Below are 17924 nucleotides of genomic sequence, written 5' to 3'. Positions count from 1 at the left end.
GCAAGCCATGGTTGCTCTGAAACGCTTCCGGGCCACCGGCCCATCCTTTGCGGATCTCGTCCCCTATGCCGGCCTCGTCGACAATGGCGTCCTTCTGTTGAAAGACGGAAGCCTGATGGCCGGCTGGTATTTTGCGGGACCCGACTCCGAAAGTGCTACCGATCTCGAGCGCAACGACCTGTCACGGCAGATCAATACGATCCTGTCGCGGCTCGGGAGCGGCTGGATGATCCAGGTCGAAGCCGTTCGCATCCCGACATTCGACTATCCGTCTGACGATCGCTGCCACTTTCCAGATGCGGTCACGCGCGCGATCGACGCCGAGCGGCGGGCGCATTTCGGGCGCGAGCAGGGGCATTTCGAGAGCAAGCACGCGCTCGTCCTCACCTATCGGCCCCTGGAGTCCAAAAAGACCGCGCTGAGCAAATACATTTACTCGGACGAGGAGAGCCGCAAGAAGAGCTATGCCGACACGGTGCTCTTCATCTTCAGGAACGCCATCCGCGAGATCGAGCAGTATTTTGCCAACACTCTTTCGATCCGGCGCATGGAGACGCGCGAAGTCGCGGAGAGGGGAGGGGAGCGGCTCGCCCGCTATGACGAGTTGCTACAATTCGTTCGCTTTTGCGTCACCGGCGAAAACCATCCGATCAGATTGCCGGATGCCCCGATGTATCTCGACTGGATTGCGACAGCCGAGCTCGAGCATGGCCTGACGCCGAAGGTCGAGAATCGGTTTCTCGCGGTTGTGGCAATCGATGGCCTGCCGGCCGAGAGCTGGCCGGGGATTCTCAACAGCCTGGACCTGATGCCGCTCACCTATCGCTGGTCATCGCGCTTCATCTTCCTCGATGCGGAAGAGGCACGGCAGAAACTCGAACGCACCCGCAAGAAATGGCAGCAGAAGGTACGGCCGTTCTTCGATCAGCTCTTCCAGACGCAAAGCCGCTCCGTCGACCAGGATGCCATGACCATGGTAGCCGAGACTGAGGATGCCATCGCGCAAGCCTCCTCGCAGCTGGTTGCCTACGGCTACTACACGCCTGTCATCGTCCTGTTTGATCACGACCGTGAGGCTCTCCAGGAAAAAGCGGAAGCCATTCGCCGGCTGATCCAGGCGGAAGGATTCGGCGCAAGGATTGAGACCCTCAACGCCACCGACGCCTATCTCGGCAGCCTGCCCGGCAATTGGTACTGCAACATCCGCGAGCCGCTAATCAACACCAGCAATCTCGCCGATCTGGTCCCGCTGAACTCGGTCTGGTCCGGCAGCCCGGCGGCGCCGTGCCCATTCTACCCGCCGAACTCGCCACCCCTTATGCAGGTGGCGAGCGGCTCGACTCCGTTCCGGTTGAACCTCCATGTCGATGACGTCGGTCACACCCTGATCTTCGGGCCGACCGGCTCGGGCAAGTCGACGCTGCTGGCACTAATCGCAGCGCAGTTCCGACGGTACGAACGCGCCCAGATCTTCGCTTTCGATAAGGGGAACTCGCTCCTGCCGCTGACGCTCGCCGCCGGCGGCGATCACTATGAGATCGGTGGCGACGCCCAAGAAGAGGCAAAGGCGCTGGCCTTCTGCCCACTATCGGACCTCGCGAGCGATGCGGATCGCGCCTGGGCAACGGAATGGATCGAAATGTTGGTCGCCCTTCAGGGTGTTGCCATCACCCCTGATCATCGCAACGCGATCTCTCGCCAGATCGGATTGATGGGCAGCGCGGCCGGACGGTCCCTGTCAGACTTCGTCAGCGGCGTCCAGATGCGCGAGATCAAGGACGCGCTTCATCACTACACGGTCGACGGCCCGATGGGCCAGCTTCTCGACGCGGAACAGGACGGCCTTTCCCTCGGCGCATTCCAGACCTTCGAGATCGAGCACCTTATGAACATGGGCGAGCGCAATCTTGTGCCCGTGCTAACCTACTTGTTCCGGCGGATCGAGAAGCGTCTCGACGGTTCCCCGAGCCTGATCGTGCTCGACGAGGCCTGGCTGATGCTCGGTCATCCGGTATTCCGCAGCAAGATCCGCGAGTGGCTCAAGGTGCTGCGCAAGGCCAATTGCGCCGTTGTACTCGCCACGCAGTCGATCTCCGACGCCGAACGCTCGGGTATTATCGATGTGCTGAAGGAATCCTGCCCAACGAAAATTTGCTTGCCGAACGGCGCCGCAAGGGAATCTGGGACGCGCGAATTCTACGAACGGATCGGCTTTAACGAGCGACAGATCGAGATCGTTTCGAACGCCATTCCCAAACGCGAATACTACGTCGTCACCCCCGAAGGCCGTCGGTTGTTCGATATGGCGCTCGGCCCCGTGGCGCTGAGCTTCGTTGGCGCATCCGGCAAGGAAGACTTGAAGCGCATTCGCACGCTTAGTTCCGAACACGGCCGCGACTGGCCGGTTCACTGGCTTCAAATGAGAGGAGTTCACGATGCCGCGTCGCTGCTCAACTTCGAATAGATTCGTCGTCAGTCTGGTGGCTGTAATCGTTGCACTAAGTGCAGCCGCGCCAGCGCGTGCCGGCACCGCCACAGGTGCAGCGACCGAATGGACGCAGGTCCTCAACAATGGAGAACTCGTATCCCTCGTTGGCCAATCCGGCGAGCAAATCCAGAACCAGCTCACCCAGATCAGCCAGCTCGCGCAACAGATCGAAACGCAGCTCAATATCTACCAGAACCTGCTGCAGAATACGGCGACCCTCCCGTCGCATATCTGGGGACAGGTCGAAAGCGACCTCAATCAGTTGCGCAGCCTCATCGACCAGGGCCAGAGCATTTCGTTTTCGATGGGCAATGCAGACGATGTGCTGCAGCAGCGCTTCCAGAGCTATTCAAGCCTCAGGGCCAACCTGCCGGGCGCGACAAGCTTTTCCTCCAGCTACCAGTCGTGGTCCGATACCAACCGGGACACGATCGCCAGCACCCTGAAAGCGGCAAGCCTGACGGCCGATCAGTTCGACAGCGAGGAAGGCACGATGTCCTCGCTACGATCGATGTCCGAGACCGCCGATGGGCAGATGAAGGCCCTCCAGGTTGGGCACGAGATCGCCGCACAGCAGGTCGCGCAGATGCAGAAACTGCGCGGTCTCGTCTCCCAGCAAATGACGATGATGGGGACTTGGCTGCAGACCGAGCAGACCGACAAGGACCTGGCTCAGGCGCGACGAGAGAAATTCTTCAGCGCGACAGCCCCGTCGACGTCCGGCGGCGAGAAGATGAAGGTGGAATGGTGAGAACGAAACTGATCCTGCTCACACTCGCGGCCATCGTGGCGGCCGGCAGCACCGGCATCTGGCTGCTCATCTCCGAAAAGCAGGCTGCGCAGGAGCGTCGCGAACAGTTCTTTGGCACCTCCAAGAAGTATCCGACCTCTGGCGGCGAGAGAATGAAGGTCGAGTGGTGAGCAGATGACGGGGATACCTTTTCAACGGTTCAGGGCAGCGATGCTGCTTGCGACCTTCTGCGCACTGGCGGCCCAGCCAGCCTTCGCCCAGGAAGGCTCGGTGTTAACCTCATTGCAGAGCCAGATCACCACGGCCGCGAAGGGGTGGGAAACCACGGTCATGGATGCGGCGAAATCGTTATTCTGGATCCTGGCGACGATCGAAATCGGCATCGCCGCCGTCTGGCTGGCACTACAGGCCGCATCGCTTGACAGCTGGTTCGCCGAGCTTGTCCGGCGGATCATGTTCGTCGGCTTCTTCGCCTTCGTGTTGGCGCAGGGTCCCACCTTCGCCAAGGCGGTAGTCGACAGCCTGTTCCAGATTGGTGCTGGTGGCGGGACCGCGTCACCAGCCGACGTCTTCAATGCCGGACTCGCCGTCGCAACGAAGATGTCGGAAAAGATTCAGTTCGGTCTTTTTGAGGACAATGCGCTGGCGATCTCGGCTGCTTTTGCAATGGTCGTCGTGGTCATCTCATTCTCGCTCGTTGCAGCGATTTTTGTGTCGGTCATGGTCGAAATGTATATCGGCCTTCTCGCCGGCATGATCATGCTCGGCCTTGGCGGTTCGTCCTATACGAAGGACTTCGCCGTCCGATACCTAGTCTACGCATTCTCGGTCGGAATGAAGCTCATGGCGCTTGTGATGATCTCGCGCATCGGATCGGAAGTGCTGATCGGATTGGCAAACGAACCTGACATTGGAGACCAATTCCAGACGGCACTTGCGATCGCCGGCATTGCGGTCGTCGTCTTCATTGTCGCCATCTACGTCCCGAACATCATGCAGGGCGTCGTGCAGGGAGCTTCTGTCTCAGGCGGAATGGAAGCAATCCGGCACGGTGGGCAGGCCGCGTCCTTCGCCACAGGCGCTGGCTTCCTCGCAGCGGGTGCCGCGGGGACCGGCTTCGCGGCTGGTCAGGCTGCCCGAGCTGCAGGTTCATCCGTCGCCGGCGCAATGCTTCGCGGGATCGGAGCTGGCATCGGATCGGCCGGACATGCGGCAGGCTCGGCCGCCAAGGAGAAGGCCATCGGTTCTCCCGGCGCCTATGCAGGTTCGATCCTCGGTCTTGCCAACGCCAAGCTCGACCAGGCGCGTAGCGGGCATAGCGGACCAAAGCCACCTCCCGAACGCAAAGACTAACCGCAATTAGAAAGTGATGGATCGATGGCAGCGAACCGCGCCCCCGAAAACCCGTACCTCGCCGCACGCCAGGAATGGAATGAACGATACGGCTCTTACGTAAAGGCCGCCGACGCATGGCGCATTGTCGGCATCCTCGGTCTGACAATGGCGGTCATCGGCTTTAGCTATTCGATGTACTTGAGCACTCAGGTCAAATTGGTGCCTTACATCGTCCAGGTCGACAAGCTTGGAACCTCGGTGACGTCAGGGTTCCCCGAACAGATCGAATATGCCGATGTCCGGGTGGTGCGCGCCACGCTCGGCAACTTCGTGACCAGCTTCCGCAGCATTACGCCGGATGCCGTGGTGCAGAAGCAATATATCGATCGGACCTATGCGCTGCTTCGGACCTCCGATCCGTCGACGCAGAAGATCAATGACTGGTTCCGGAGCAACTCGCCGTTCGAGAAAGCGAAGTCCTCGACCGTTGCCATCGAGGTCAACAACATCGTGGCGCTCTCGAACCAGACTTATCAGATCGACTGGACCGAGTACGAACGCGACCGCAAGGGCAAGGAAATCGGCACGCGCCGGTTCCGCGGGATCGCAACGGTCACGCTCACCGCACCGCAGGATGAGGCGACCATCCGTCTCAATCCGATCGGTCTCTATGTCCGGGATTTCGACTGGACAGCGCAGCTTTAAGGGCAGGGGATTTCTCAATGCACAGAACAGGATTGATCGCAGCCGCCGGCTGCTTGGCCACGCTCGTCCTCGCGAGCGGCATCGAGGCGCAGAGCATGACAAACAACGAGGTGAAGGGCACCAACATTTCCAGGAAGTGGCGCGGGACATCGGGGCTGGTGACGACCGGCCCGGATGGCAAGGTCATTTTCCTGTTCGGAGAAACCCAGCCGTCGGTCGTCTGCTCGCCGCTTCAAGTCTGCGATATCGAATTGCAAGGCGGCGAGATCGTCCGCGATGTGCTTGTCGGTGACACGGTTCGTTGGAAGGTCGAACCGGCGACTTCCGGCGCCACGGGCGGGCAGGCGATCCATTTGATCGTCAAGCCGTCGGAACCGGGACTCGTTACCTCGATGGTGGTCACCACATCGCGGCGCACCTACCACATCCAGCTGAAATCCCATCCGAGCCAGTACATGGCGCGCATCGGCTTCGAATATCCGGAGGACGTATCGACCAAGCTCGCCGACATCAATTCCCGGCTCGAGACCGGCGGCATTCCCGGCACGGCGCCCGACAAACTGAACTTCTCGTACTCCGTGAGTGGCTCGGCGCCCTGGAAGCCGAAACGGGTCTATTCGGATGGCGTCAAAACCTACATCCAGTTTTCGAAATCGATCTCGGGGCAGGATGCGCCAGTGCTCTTCGTCGTCTCGGGCGGCCAGAACCGCATCGTCAATTACCGGATGAAGAATGACATGATGATCGTCGACTACGCGGTCGACAAGGCGATCCTCGTCTCCGGCGTTGGCTGGCGCCAACAGAAGATCACCATCCGGCGGGGAGGCTGAACCATGCGCAAGCTTCTCGTCATCATCATCACCGCCACCCTGCTCTCAGGCTGCCAGACAGCCGAGGATGGATTGACCACCAGTTCAACCCCGGTCGCCGTCACCGGCCCAGCCGCTAGCGCCATCGCCGGCGACATGGCGAGCCGCCTCGCCGAGCAGATCGATCCGGCAGGCACGACGACGCTCAAAATGGAAAAGGACACGTCAGATTTCGCGGCGGCGCTCGAGGCGGCGCTGAAAGGATGGGGCTACACCGTCATCACCGACGGCAAGGTAGGGAAGGATGTGAAGACGGTCGAGCTCGTTTATTCGATCGATGACGTCGACGGCCAGGTGCTCGCACGGCTCTCCACGCCGTCCGTTGCCCTTGGTCGGGCCTACACGGCCACGGCGGCCGGCGCCACGCCGGCAAGCCCGCTTTCCATCATGCAACGCAACTGAGGGGAGGCGAACATGGTCCAGTCTCTCCAGCTTGGCGCCTCCAACCAAGCCGACGATCAGAAGGGTATGCGCCGTCTCAATCGGCTGCCGATCATCATCGCCATCATCATCATCGCGTTGTTCGTCGGGGTGGTCGTGGTCGGGCTGTCGTGGCGCGGGCTGGCATTCAATCGGAACAATGATATCGAGAGCGCCTCGAATGCTCCCGCAACCAATTTTGGAGACCAACTCAAACGCGGCGTTACCGACGGCATCATCGGCGAGCCGGTTGAGCGCGAAGCGTTTCAGCCAACGCCCGCCGTCGAACAGAAGGTCGAGAAGGAAACATCTGTTGTCGACCGCCAGTCCGCGGAAAGGCAAGAACGGCGGCCAAGGCTCGAATCCGAAGAGGAATGGAAAGCCCGCCTGAAACGGGAGCAGGACGAACAATATATCCGCGAGGCGCAGCGCCAGCGTATGGCCCGCCTTCAGGCGCGGGCAACGGCTTTGGACTCGCCATTGAAGGTGGATATTTCCGATGTCGAAAAAGTCGCCAACAATTCCAGAGACACGGGCCGGCAGACGACAACTGCGACAGCCAACAATGCCTCCGACCTCTACGCCTCCGCTGTCAAATCAGGGCTGATGGGACAGAACGTCGATCCGAACACCCAGACTTCGAAGCAGGATTTTTTCAATCAGGACATCAAGGATCTCGGCTATCTGCCGAACCGGGTCGTACCGCAGATCTCGCCCTATGAGCTGAAGCGCGGCTCGGTTATTCCGGCCACGTTGATCACCGGGCTCAACTCCGATCTTCCGGGCAGAATCACCGCTCAGGTCAGCCAGAACGTTTTTGACAGCGCCACCGGCTATCGGCTCCTGATCCCGCAGGGGTCCAAACTATTCGGCCGCTACGATTCCAAGGTGTCGTTTGGCCAGGAGCGCGTACTCGTCGTCTGGACCGACCTCATCTTTCCGAACGGATCGACCCTGCAGATCGGCGGCATGGCGGGCACGGATGCCGAGGGATATGGCGGGTTCAAGGATAAAGTCGATCGACATCTCTGGCGCACCTGGGGTTCGGCAGCACTCGTCGCGCTGATCGGAACCGGGATCGACATGTCCATGCCGGAGAGTTCGACGCTTGCGACGCAGGATACGGCGTCCGATGCCGCCAGACGGAATTTTGCTGAAAGCTTCGGTCGCGTCGCCGAGCAGACAATCTCGAAGAACCTGAATGTACAGCCGACGATCCAGATACGCCCCGGCTATAAGTTCAACGTCCTCGTCGACCAGGACATCATCTTTCCGTCGGCTTACCGCATAAACTAAAGGAAACGCCAAGTCTGCAAGAGGTGCAAATCTGCGAGTTGCGCTGGCTGAAGAAATGGTGCCGGATGGTCCTGCTCAACGCAGGAAAGGATAGGCGATGACAGAAATGGATTTTGGCGATTTGCCGGATGACGACCCGGACCTTCTCGAAAACACCGCTTTGCCGAAGCAGTTTATCTCGCGCCTTCGAAGTGCGTTTTACACCCGGCTTTCGGATTTCGACAACATGGACGATATCCAGATGCCACGCGAGCCGGGAATTAACTGGCGTATCATCAAAGCCGTCAGATCCGAGCGGGCGCGTATCGACGCCAAGTGATCTTGCCGCTTGAAAAGCGCTGGCAGTTTTAGGATTTGGGGCCTTGCGTGGGCAAACGGGCCGGGCCTTATATCGCGTTCTCTTCAGTACATAGCACTCGCGTCAGAACACGGTTTCCATTCGCCCGCAAAAACTTTTCTTGATTTGTCATCTTTTTGAGGCAGGGAGCCTTGAAAGCTCCCCCTTTATGGGTAGTGCTAACGTACACGGCAAGAGGGACTGCTTTGCATCAACCAAGCACCGCCGGTTGCGGAGCTATCGTCAGTTGGCGATTAGCAGGTCCGCCTGTTGCCAAACGACGATGCCCATCATCCAGCGTCTCGGCTGGCAAATAAAGGACCGCGTTACGGGTCAAAAACATAGGAGAAGCGTTCGTGGACGGAGAATTTCGCTCGCTCGTTGATATGCTGGAAGTCGCGCAAGACGAGGCCATGGTCAAGGGCGCCCTCAGGCAGTTCACGCGTTCCTGCGGATACGAACGGTTTGCCTATCTCGAAAAAGAAGGCGCCCAGATCAGGACATTCAACTCCTATCCCAAACCCTGGGAGGGTCTTTACCTCTCGGCTGACTATTCCAGCATCGATCCGGTGGTGACGGAAGCGAAGCGCAAACGGGACGTTTTCTTCTGGACTGCGGAGGATTGGCCGGCCCGCGGTTCTTCACCACTCAGAAAATTTCGCGACGAGGCGATCGACCACGGGATCCGCTGCGGCATGACGATCCCTGTTGAAGGTGGTTACGGCGCGTCGATGATGCTGACCTTTGCATCCTCGGAAAGAGACGTGGACGTCCCGGCCGCATTCGACTCGAAGAGAGCTGTCCAATTGGTGATGATGGTTCATTATCGATTGAAGATGATTGCTGCCAAAACCGCCGTCAATCCGAAGCAGGTGCTGTCACCACGCGAGATGCTGTGCCTGACATGGGCGATGAAAGGAAAAAACACACTCGAAACTGCCGCTGTGACCGGCATCAATTCGAGGACCGTGCAGCACTACCTCGATAAAGCCCGTGCCAAGCTGGGCGCTGAATCAGTGCCGCAGCTTGTTGGAATCGCGAAAGATCGTGGGTTGCTAAGCTCTAATTAGCATCGTCGCGTCAGCCCTCCCACAATTGGAATACGAGCTGCAGACGCGCCCAATTCTGCTGTGTTTGGGCTTGGCGGCAACAGCGAAAGGCCGCCATTATGATGCCTTCGGTCCTTACTTAACTGTCACGGTCTGTCCGTCCGATAGCGTCCGCGCCACCACTTGATTGCGACCGTTCTCTTTCGCCTCATAGAGGGCGTCATCGGCTTCCGAAAGGATGCGTGCTGAGCCGAAGTGCAGACCTTTCCCCGTGACCGTTGAGATTCCTACACTCGCGGTCACTCGCCCGAACTCGCTCCCAGCATGTGGGATGTTCTCTTTGGCCAGGAGATGAGCAAATTCGTCGGCAACGATTGCAGCGCCTTTTTCGTCCGTGTTTGGAAGTAGAACCACGAACTCCTCGCCGCCGTAACGCGCCACGAGGTCCCCTGCGCGCTTCACGGACTTGTCTAGACATCTTCCGACGATGCGCAGGCAGTCGTCACCAGCAAGATGGCCATAGGTGTCGTTGTAGGCTTTGAAGCGGTCGACATCGATCATCAGGACACTGAGCGGCATACCCCTGCTGATACAATGTTCGGTTTGGGCCGCAAAAGCCCGATCGAAAGCGCGGCGATTGGTGAGATTGGTCAGTCCATCCGTGTCTGCAAGGGCTCTGAGCTGGTTAGCCGATTCCTGGAGAGCGATTTCCGCCTGCTTCGTCGCCGTGATGTCAGACACGACCACCATCGCCGTGCCATCATGGGCGAGCCGGGTCTTAAGTGCGCGCCACTCGCCGTTCTGAAGCTGGATTTCTTCGTCCTTGTTGACAGGAAGGCTTGCTGCCGCCAGCTCGATCCATTGCTCTGAAGCCACGTCGGGCATGTCGATACGCTCGCCCGTTTCCGCTACGCTGCGTAAGATGTCGCTGATATGCGCACCGACGACTCGAGCATCGCGTGAAAACGGGAATGCGTCCCGGTATTGCTCATTGCAGAAGACGAGGAACCCCTTCTTGTCGAAAATGGCGAAACCCTCGGACATGCCATGCATCGCAAGCGTCAGCAGGTTTCGCTTTTCGCGAAGCTCGCTTTCGAGTTCCACGCGTTCGGCAATGTCACGGGTGACGCCTGCGAGGCCAACGATGTGCCCCTCACTATCCCGAAGAGGGACCTTCGACGCAAGCAGGTGGCGATCGTTCAACCGCTCCTGAAAGTCTATCTGCGGTTCGCCGGTGCGCATGATCTGCTGTTCGCGGAAATACAGCTCCTCGGCTTCTGGAGGAGTGCGCAGGTTGAAGTCGGAAAGCCCGATCATGTCGGAAGCTGCGGGAAAACGGAATAGCCGGGCCATATTGTCGTTCACGGTCAGGAATTTGCTCTCCCTGTCTTTAACGTACAGATAGTCGGGGGACTGCGAGAATGCCGTTTCCAAAATTCGGCGCTCCAGCTGCACCCGATCTGTCTTGAGCATGATGAGGCCACACAGGATTGCAGCGACACAGTTTGCCGTGATGAGTGGGAACCCGATGGCCGAGAGCGCTTGGACCTCCGACAGGCTTGGAAGAATAGCGAGCACCAGGGTTAGCGCAAGCGCCAGGGCCAGGCTGAGAAATAGAAGGATGCGTCCCGCTGAGAATTTTGTGCGCGGCAGCAAATAGGTCGCCGCTCCCACCGAGCTCACGACCAGGATCGCCACGATCCCGTCAAGGGTAGCCGTTCCGGCAAGATAGAGGCGAAAGATAGCGGCTGGGACTACTGCACCGATGGCAGATATGGGGCCGCCCAATGCAGCGGTCAGCGCAAGCGGAACAAAACGAAGATCAAGATAGATTCCGGGCTGGTATTGGACTGCGAGCAACATGGAGCCGATAGAAGTGCAGCCCGCGAACGCACCAAAAAGAACTTTGTCGTGCCGAACGATTAGCCGACGGTACCAGATCGAAAAATGTGCCCACATGGCGAAGCACAAAACGACAAATGCCAGATTGCCCGCAAGCCGCTCCCAGACGCCCGTTGCCATGCATATACCCTGTGTAATCGCCGAGACCCGGCTGACAATCTGAGAGCGAAGCTGAAATATCAGCCAGAAGTTGCCTGTTGACGATTGATATTGCGTTAAGCATTCAGCGCAAAAATGTGGTTTTCAGGATTCGGCGAGAGATCAGTGATGGGGCATACACACGGGGAGGGGTTTGACCGCTTCAAGAACCTTTCGGAAGTTCCAGTTCAGCGACAACTGCGCGATAACGAGCTGCTTGAACATGTGAGAAAGGCTGTCGGGTTCCGGCACGTCGCCTTCGGTGGACTTGACCTGAACGGATACCACATCGGGCGAGGGCGCTCGATCGAGAGCGACATGCCGCCAGCCTATGTCGAAACATACTTTTCGGAACAGTGGAACCGCTCCGATCCCCTGCTTGTTCGGTCGACTGCACAGGCGACACCGATGACAGAGGAAGAGGCATTTGACCTTTCGCCGCCGGCCCAACGTCTTTCCTATCTGCATCGCTCTTACGAGATCGGCAAGCGCCTGCAAATTCCCGTCGCCAGGGGTGGTGTTGTTTATGGCGGTGTTTGCTTCACGACGGAGCGGGCGTTTACCCCAGGCGAACGAGAGTTCCTGGTATTCATCGCGGAGCCGTTGCACCGGACAATTTCAAAGCCTTTGATGGATCGTTTTGCCGCTGATGCCTTGCGGCTTACAGATGGTGAGCTGCGTTGCCTTCAGCTCGCCAGCACTGGCTTGACCAGCGAGGAAATTTCCGGGGTTTCCGAGTATCGAACCGAAACTGTCAACAGCTACCTGAAGAGCGCGGCGAAGAAGCTGGGCGCGGCTAACCGCGCTCATGCGATCGCCGAAGCAATTCGCCGGCATCTAATATGATGCAGGAGTCTTTGCTCTAACTTCACGTGAAATATAACGGCGCAGCCATCGTGGTTTCGGCAACATCTGCTCGGCAGCCCGTCCTCATTTTAGCAGAAAATTAGCGAATCGACCCAAATCTGGGGTAGGAAGAGACGAGCTCTCGCCTCCACGACACCGCATTTTGAGTATTCTGAGGTACGTACCACAATGTTCATCGAATTTGCAAAGCCGACTTGTGCGGATACTGTTGCCCACGGGCAACTTCCCATTCTTCGGTATCCCTCGGCTGAAATCTGGCGAGAATCTGGGCGGAGCGGTACGGAACTTACCCAAAAGCTCCCTGCCCGATCCGCACGCATCCGGGGGCACTGATGGTGCGGGCTCCTCAAACGTCTCGTTTCAAGTTCGTGCAAATGGACATCGACGAACTTCAGGAACAGCTTCCTCAGAGCCGTGAATGCGTAAAACTCCGCCCTCTCTCCAAGGCCGGAAAGGTCAGCATGGAGAACCTGCAGTTTTCCGCCGGCAGTTTTGACATCTGGCGGACGGATTGTGGCATCGGCGTCGAGGCAAGTTTCGATGCCCCTCCCGACTCGTGTGCTCTGTACCTTCCAATAGCGGGGGCAATGGAAGTTCGTTGTCGCGGCCTCGATCTCGTTTCCAAGTCAGATAGTATTCTGGTCGGCAAACTGCAGCAGACGGAGTTCGTTCGTAAGCATGCGGGACGCTCGCATATCGGCGTCACCTTCAGCCAGAACGCTCTCAAACGGGAACTGAGCTTGTTACTCGATCGGCCTGTGACGGGGGATGTGGATTTCGCGATTGAGATCGAAGCCAACACGACCTTGCACGGATATCTCATGTCCTTGGGAGGCTTGCTGTGGTCGACGTTTGCAAACGACAAAGAAGAAGCCTTGCCACTCCGGTCAACGGAGCTTCTGTTCCGGTCAATGCTCGTATGCATGCTGGAACAGTTGCCACACACCTATTCCAGCGCGCTCAAAGACCCGGCGGCGGCCGCTGTGCCTCGCCACGTGAAGCGAGCGATAGACTTCATGATGGCTCACCTTGATACGTCGCTAGAGATGGCGGACCTCGCAATAGCCGCTGGTGTGAGCATCCGCGCTCTGCAATCAGCATTCCAGCAGTTCAAGGACACGACCCCATCCGACTACTGGCGGCAATTGCGGTTGGAAGCCGTCCGGCGCGATTTTCTCGTTTCGGGAGACTTGACGGTCTCAGCTGTGGCCAGACGCTACGGGTTCGTCCACATGGGCCATTTTTCAGCTCTCTACAAAGCGGCTTTCGGGGAATTGCCTAATGAGACAATTCGCAGGGGTCGGGAAAGCCAAGCCCAGCGCGATTGAAAGAGGCGGGCGGAGACCTTGAAGGGTTTTCCAACCTTGCCCGGCCGGTTCGTTTAGATAGGCGCCGTTTCCATCGACGGTCGCTTTCTTCCCGGATATCCCTGTGGCGTGCCGAATATCCGAAATCCGCAACCTATTTGTTCGCCTTCATCTGGCCAATATTTGATTAATCACAAATTTACAATTGAGCCCAATTCTGGGCTTTATCGGAAAGGCGGATGAACGCCGGGGCTGGCAGGATGTCGGATTTCGATACGACCGGGGTCTGTGCCTGGTCGATATCAACTTTCACCGCCATCGAGACTACTGCGTCAGCTCATCCTTACGATCCGCCGGTTCCCAATTTCTCCTAATACAGCGTCGTTGCGAAATGCCGTGAGGGCTATTCGCTACTGGAAGGCGTGCGGGAAGGAGATGGAATGTCACAATGCTGGTGGCGCTGAAAGACCAACGAATTGCATGATTTAGGGGAATACTCTCAAAATGTCTAATCTCATTTCCTTTCCCAGTACCAGGTTCCAACAGCATTCATCCCCTGAGCTGCGGGCTGTACGTGACCAGATTCTGGAGGTCTATGCACAGCTCGAAGAGATCCGCATGGCGATAACTGCTTCTGCATCGCAAGGCGCTGCCGCACCTCGAATTCAATTGCTGGATCATACGGAGTTTGGTCTCTGGGCCGCGAACGGGCGGGGTGCTGCCTCCGAACTTGCCGGCGAGGGCTGATGAGATGCCGTTTGCTGGACAGCTCATAAGCGAACACAACAAGTCCATGGGTCGGTATATTCGGTCGATCAGCCGGCAATACCTTAACACGGTCATCATTATGATGTTGTTGATCGGGGCTACGTGCGCGACGGTGCTGGTGGCGCTGGACCGCCACTCGCTGCAGCAGAACATCAGCTTTCTGACCAGCAATCAGTTCATACGGTTTCAACAACTCGCCAACCAGACCCGTGCTCTGATGCGCGCTTCGGCTGACCTCAAGCTGCCCGAATATATTGTCGATGCGATGCGTGACGACATCCTCCAGGCAATTACGGACCTCCGCTCCGTGGCGAGCCGGTTGGAAACCATGCATGCAGAAATCAAGGGGAACTACCTTGAACGTCTACTCCCCCAGGACGAGGCGTTTGAGCGCGCAAGAGAGGATTTGGGCAAGTCTGTAGTGGAATTCCTTGGGCGAGCTGAGCAAATCGCAACGGCCGGCACGCAAGAGAGGCGGGATCGATATTCGTTCTGGGGAGCGATAGATTTTGCGGCAGCATCCGACAGCATGTTGATGCGCGGATTTTCAGATCTCAGTCAGCGTACTCACGAACGAAGCACGCTCAGTGTCTACAACGCGAAACTTGCGGGCGTGTGTCTTCTTGCGCTCATCGCAATGACCGTCCTCGTCACAGCCACGCTGGTGTTCCGCCCCCTGCTGCAGAAACTGCGCAATGAGCATTTCCGGACCGTAGACTACCAGTCCAAACTGGAGCATCTTGCGCATACGGATGGTTTGACGGGGCTTGGCAATCGCTCCCAGTTCAACACCGTTCTTACGCATCTTGTCTCTGAACTCGGACGCAAGGATCCGGGTTTTTCAATACTCCTGGTCGATCTCGATCACTTCAAGGGTATCAACGACAGCTTCGGTCATACTGCCGGAGATGCGATCCTCCGGCATGTCGCAGAGGCGCTTCGGCAGGTTGTGCGTGCAGGTGATACGGCAGTGCGTCTTGGGGGAGACGAATTCGCGATGCTTCTTCCTGGCGTGACGGATGCGTCATTATTAATTTCTATTGCGGAGCGCATAAGGCAGGCCATTGCCGAAGATATCGTCTTCGAGGGGCGAATTCTTCGGACGTCGGCATCCGTTGGTGGGGCTATCGCGCCTCTTCATGCAAATGATGGCACCGGTCTGCTGCAAGCGGCCGATGTGGCTTTGTACGCCGCCAAGGGGGAACGTAGTGCCGCCGTCGTCATCGACGAAGCTGCACTTGCCAACCGGATCGAGGACACTCAGCTCTTGGCTGCACTTGCCACCGCAGCCGACCGACAGGAGTTTGTCGTTCACTATCAGCCAAAGGTCGACCTCCTCACAGGCAAGCATGTGGGGTTTGAGGCGCTGGTGCGCTGGCAGCACCCATGTTTCGGATTGCTGCCGCCCGGTCGGTTCCTGCCATTGATGGATGGCACCCAACTCATGAAGGGTATGACCAAGGCAGTCATATCGACTGTTGGCCGTGACCTTCGTTTCTGGAAGCGTTCCGGCTTGGCGCCCGGCACCGTCGCCATCAACCTGCCAGAGATGCTTCTCCTGACGGACGAAAGCTATGATATCTTTGCGAAGGTAATCCGAGAAAACCGCCTTGAATGGAGCGATTTTTCTGTCGAGATCACAGAAGATGTATTCCTCAACCGAGGTTCCCAGCGGATTCTCAACGCTGTGGAGGGATTTCGTCGACAGGGCGTTTCCGTGTCGCTCGACGATTTTGGCACTGGGTTTGCTTCCTTGGTCCATCTGCGGGACTTCCCCTTCGACGAACTGAAAATCGATCGTAGCTTCGTTTCCGGCATCGAAACGGATCCGCGGTCGGCACAAATCATCCGCGCAATCGTGGACCTCTCCAACAATCTCGGAAAACGATGCGTCGCCGAGGGTATCGAGACGGATGCCCAAAGCCGCTTCCTTCTCGAGATCGGCTGCGAGCTGGGTCAAGGCTACCTGTTCGGCAAACCCGCGCCCGCTGAGATTGCGGTCTCTCACATTCCTGCGGTCCAATTCGTACCGTTTGTCGAAACAATCCACCCGGTCGCCGCGGGCGCACATTGACGCATCATTCCGGAGCAAATGCAAAATGACCTTTTCAAACAAAGCAAAGCATCTTGGTCTGGTTCTTGCGCCACTGGTATTTGGCCTGCCCTCCAGTCCTGTTTCGGCAGACGAGCGCGGCGCCATCGATGTCGTCCATTATTGGGTGTCGAAGAGTGAGGCACGAGCGCTCGACGTGTTTCGGGATGCTTGGTCGCGTGCGGGAAACCGTTGGATCGATCTTCCTATGGAAAACAAGGTTGCCGTTCAACGCACAGTGAGTGATCGCGTCGCCAGCGGCTACGCACCCGCGGTCATGCAGTGGAACGCCAATGAAGGTTCCCGGGAATTGCCGGAAATGGGAATCGTCCTGGATCTGGAAGAGGTTGCCGCGGCAGACCGCTGGCGTGAGGTGCTACCTGCGACCGTGGTTGATCGGATAAGCTTCAAGGGGAAGATCTACTTCGCACCAACGAACATTCATGCCGAGAACTGGCTGTGGACCAGCAAGGCCCTCTTTGATCGGCTGGGACTTCCGGCGCCGAGGACGTGGGAGGAAATTATTGGCGCTGCCGACAGGATAAAACAGGAGGGGCATGTTGCTCTCGCACTGGGAGGCGGCCGCTGGGAGATCTCGCTCATATTCAATAACATCATGTACCAGCAGCTGGGTTCGCAAGGATATGCCCGCGTAATCCGGGGTGACGCGTCGATGATACGTGATCCCCGGATGGCTGAAGCGCTCTCGATGTTGCGACGACTGTCCAGCTATGCTGAGCCTGCGCAGCGGCGGGTGGGCAAAACCTGGGCGGATGCTGCTGCGGCGGTGGGAAGCGGGGATGCCGGCATGCAGTTCATGGGTGATTGGGCCAAGGGAGAACTGATGACAAGAGGCTATGTCTTGGACAAGGACTTCCAATGCAGCCTCGTGCCGGGTACGGAAATCGCCTACTTCATGGTCGTCGATGCCTTCGCCTTCCCGATTACAAATCGCGAAGCTTCAATCAAAGCACAGCGGGATTTTGCCCGCGTGGTCATGGACCCGGTCAATCAGGTTGCTTTCAGCGGGCTCAAGGGATCACTTCCCGTACGGACAGACGTGGATCCGAGTAACCTTGATCGCTGTGGTCGTCTTGGATTGGAAATGATCGCAAGGAACAGCGACGTTAGCGCCCAATCCATGGCAATGCCCGCCCAGATGTCCGAAGCATTTATCGCGGTTCTTGCGAACTTTTTCGACGATGATCGCATACCCGTCGAAAGCGCTCAGGAGCAGCTTTATGCTGTCCTAAGCAAGAAATAGGCTCATCAGGGGAAGTGAGCGCTGATCACTCGCAACGGCCGGAGTGCCAGAGCGGGCCGCGGAGGTAGATGAGCCGAGCATAGCACATGCGGTGGCGGTCGTGTGCCTGCCAAGCAATTGATCGCGTCGGAATGACCGCTCATTTTTCATCCCGACAGTATCGGCCGATAATATCCGAAATTCGCACGCGATGTCCCATGGGCGCAGCTAAGGGTGAAGGGTCAAGCACCTATGGGTTTCGGTTAACACCAAATTAACCAGGTCGGCCAAATTTGGGGTCGTCGAGAAAGGCGGATGAGCGCCAAAGCCGGACATGATGACGGGTTTCGACGTGAT

Annotated in this window: 16 protein-coding genes; 15 read left to right on the top strand and 1 reads right to left on the bottom strand. The window is 58.0% G+C overall.

Features of this window, described 5'->3' with window-relative positions; translation table 11 throughout:
• Positions 1-7: 7 nt before the first annotated feature.
• From EXN68_RS24440 to EXN68_RS24395, 10 genes are all read left to right on the top strand, one after another.
• Positions 8-2464, top strand: coding sequence for a conjugal transfer protein TrbE (locus tag EXN68_RS24440; RefSeq protein ID WP_142843336.1), 2457 nt, complete (start codon positions 8-10; stop codon positions 2462-2464).
• Positions 2436-3239: a P-type conjugative transfer protein TrbJ gene (gene trbJ / locus EXN68_RS24435; protein ID WP_142843335.1), complete on the top strand. Its 804-nt coding sequence runs from the start codon at positions 2436-2438 to the stop codon at positions 3237-3239. Before EXN68_RS24440 ends, trbJ begins: the two co-directional genes overlap by 29 nt.
• Positions 3233-3409, top strand: coding sequence for an entry exclusion protein TrbK (trbK, locus tag EXN68_RS24430; protein ID WP_142843334.1), 177 nt, complete (start codon positions 3233-3235; stop codon positions 3407-3409). The genes trbJ and trbK overlap by 7 nt, the downstream gene beginning before the upstream one ends.
• Positions 3410-3413: 4 nt before the next feature.
• Positions 3414-4592: a P-type conjugative transfer protein TrbL gene (trbL, locus tag EXN68_RS24425; RefSeq protein WP_142843333.1), complete on the top strand. Its 1179-nt coding sequence runs from the start codon at positions 3414-3416 to the stop codon at positions 4590-4592.
• A gap of 24 nt (positions 4593-4616) precedes the next feature.
• Positions 4617-5279, top strand: coding sequence for a conjugal transfer protein TrbF (locus EXN68_RS24420; protein WP_065653658.1), 663 nt, complete (start codon positions 4617-4619; stop codon positions 5277-5279).
• Between the two features lie 17 nt (positions 5280-5296).
• A complete protein-coding gene (gene trbG / locus EXN68_RS24415; RefSeq protein ID WP_142843332.1) occupies positions 5297-6109 on the top strand; it encodes a P-type conjugative transfer protein TrbG in 813 nt (270 codons plus the stop codon).
• Positions 6110-6112: 3 nt separating this feature from the next.
• Positions 6113-6550: a conjugal transfer protein TrbH gene (gene trbH / locus EXN68_RS24410; protein ID WP_142843331.1), complete on the top strand. Its 438-nt coding sequence runs from the start codon at positions 6113-6115 to the stop codon at positions 6548-6550.
• Positions 6551-6562: 12 nt separating this feature from the next.
• A complete protein-coding gene (gene trbI, locus EXN68_RS24405; protein WP_142843330.1) occupies positions 6563-7864 on the top strand; it encodes an IncP-type conjugal transfer protein TrbI in 1302 nt (433 codons plus the stop codon).
• A 97-nt stretch (positions 7865-7961) separates the two neighbouring features.
• Positions 7962-8183 (top strand): hypothetical protein, encoded by a 222-nt coding sequence (locus EXN68_RS24400; protein ID WP_142843329.1) that lies wholly within the window; start codon positions 7962-7964, stop codon positions 8181-8183.
• A gap of 374 nt (positions 8184-8557) precedes the next feature.
• Positions 8558-9271 carry an autoinducer binding domain-containing protein gene (locus EXN68_RS24395; RefSeq protein WP_161991475.1) on the top strand — a complete coding sequence of 238 codons (714 nt, stop codon included), beginning with the start codon at positions 8558-8560 and terminating at the stop codon, positions 9269-9271.
• A 114-nt stretch (positions 9272-9385) separates the two neighbouring features.
• Here EXN68_RS24395 and EXN68_RS24390 read toward each other — a convergent pair whose 3' ends face one another.
• Entirely contained in the window at positions 9386-11272 is a 1887-nt protein-coding gene (locus EXN68_RS24390; protein ID WP_142843328.1) for a diguanylate cyclase, read from the bottom strand.
• 147 nt (positions 11273-11419) lie between these two features.
• Between EXN68_RS24390 and EXN68_RS24385 the strand changes: the two genes are divergently transcribed.
• The 5 genes from EXN68_RS24385 (at position 11420) to EXN68_RS24365 (ending at position 17588) form a co-directional block, all read left to right on the top strand.
• Positions 11420-12136 (top strand): helix-turn-helix transcriptional regulator, encoded by a 717-nt coding sequence (locus EXN68_RS24385; RefSeq protein ID WP_142843327.1) that lies wholly within the window; start codon positions 11420-11422, stop codon positions 12134-12136.
• A 353-nt stretch (positions 12137-12489) separates the two neighbouring features.
• Positions 12490-13485: an AraC family transcriptional regulator gene (locus EXN68_RS24380; protein WP_142843326.1), complete on the top strand. Its 996-nt coding sequence runs from the start codon at positions 12490-12492 to the stop codon at positions 13483-13485.
• 483 nt (positions 13486-13968) lie between these two features.
• Complete coding sequence (locus tag EXN68_RS24375; protein WP_142843325.1) at positions 13969-14211, top strand: hypothetical protein; 243 nt, start codon at positions 13969-13971, stop codon at positions 14209-14211.
• A 100-nt stretch (positions 14212-14311) separates the two neighbouring features.
• Positions 14312-16306, top strand: a complete 1995-nt coding sequence (locus tag EXN68_RS24370; RefSeq protein WP_237681479.1) for a putative bifunctional diguanylate cyclase/phosphodiesterase — start codon at positions 14312-14314, stop codon at positions 16304-16306.
• A 25-nt stretch (positions 16307-16331) separates the two neighbouring features.
• The gene (locus EXN68_RS24365) at positions 16332-17588 is read left to right on the top strand and encodes an ABC transporter substrate-binding protein (RefSeq protein ID WP_142843323.1); all 1257 of its coding nucleotides are present in this window, start codon (positions 16332-16334) and stop codon (positions 17586-17588) included.
• Positions 17589-17924 lie beyond the last annotated feature (336 nt).

This window comes from Martinezella rhizogenes, assembly GCF_007002745.1.
Taxonomy (GTDB): domain Bacteria; phylum Pseudomonadota; class Alphaproteobacteria; order Rhizobiales; family Rhizobiaceae; genus Agrobacterium; species Agrobacterium cucumeris.
This window is presented reverse-complemented; position numbering and strand designations above follow the sequence as displayed.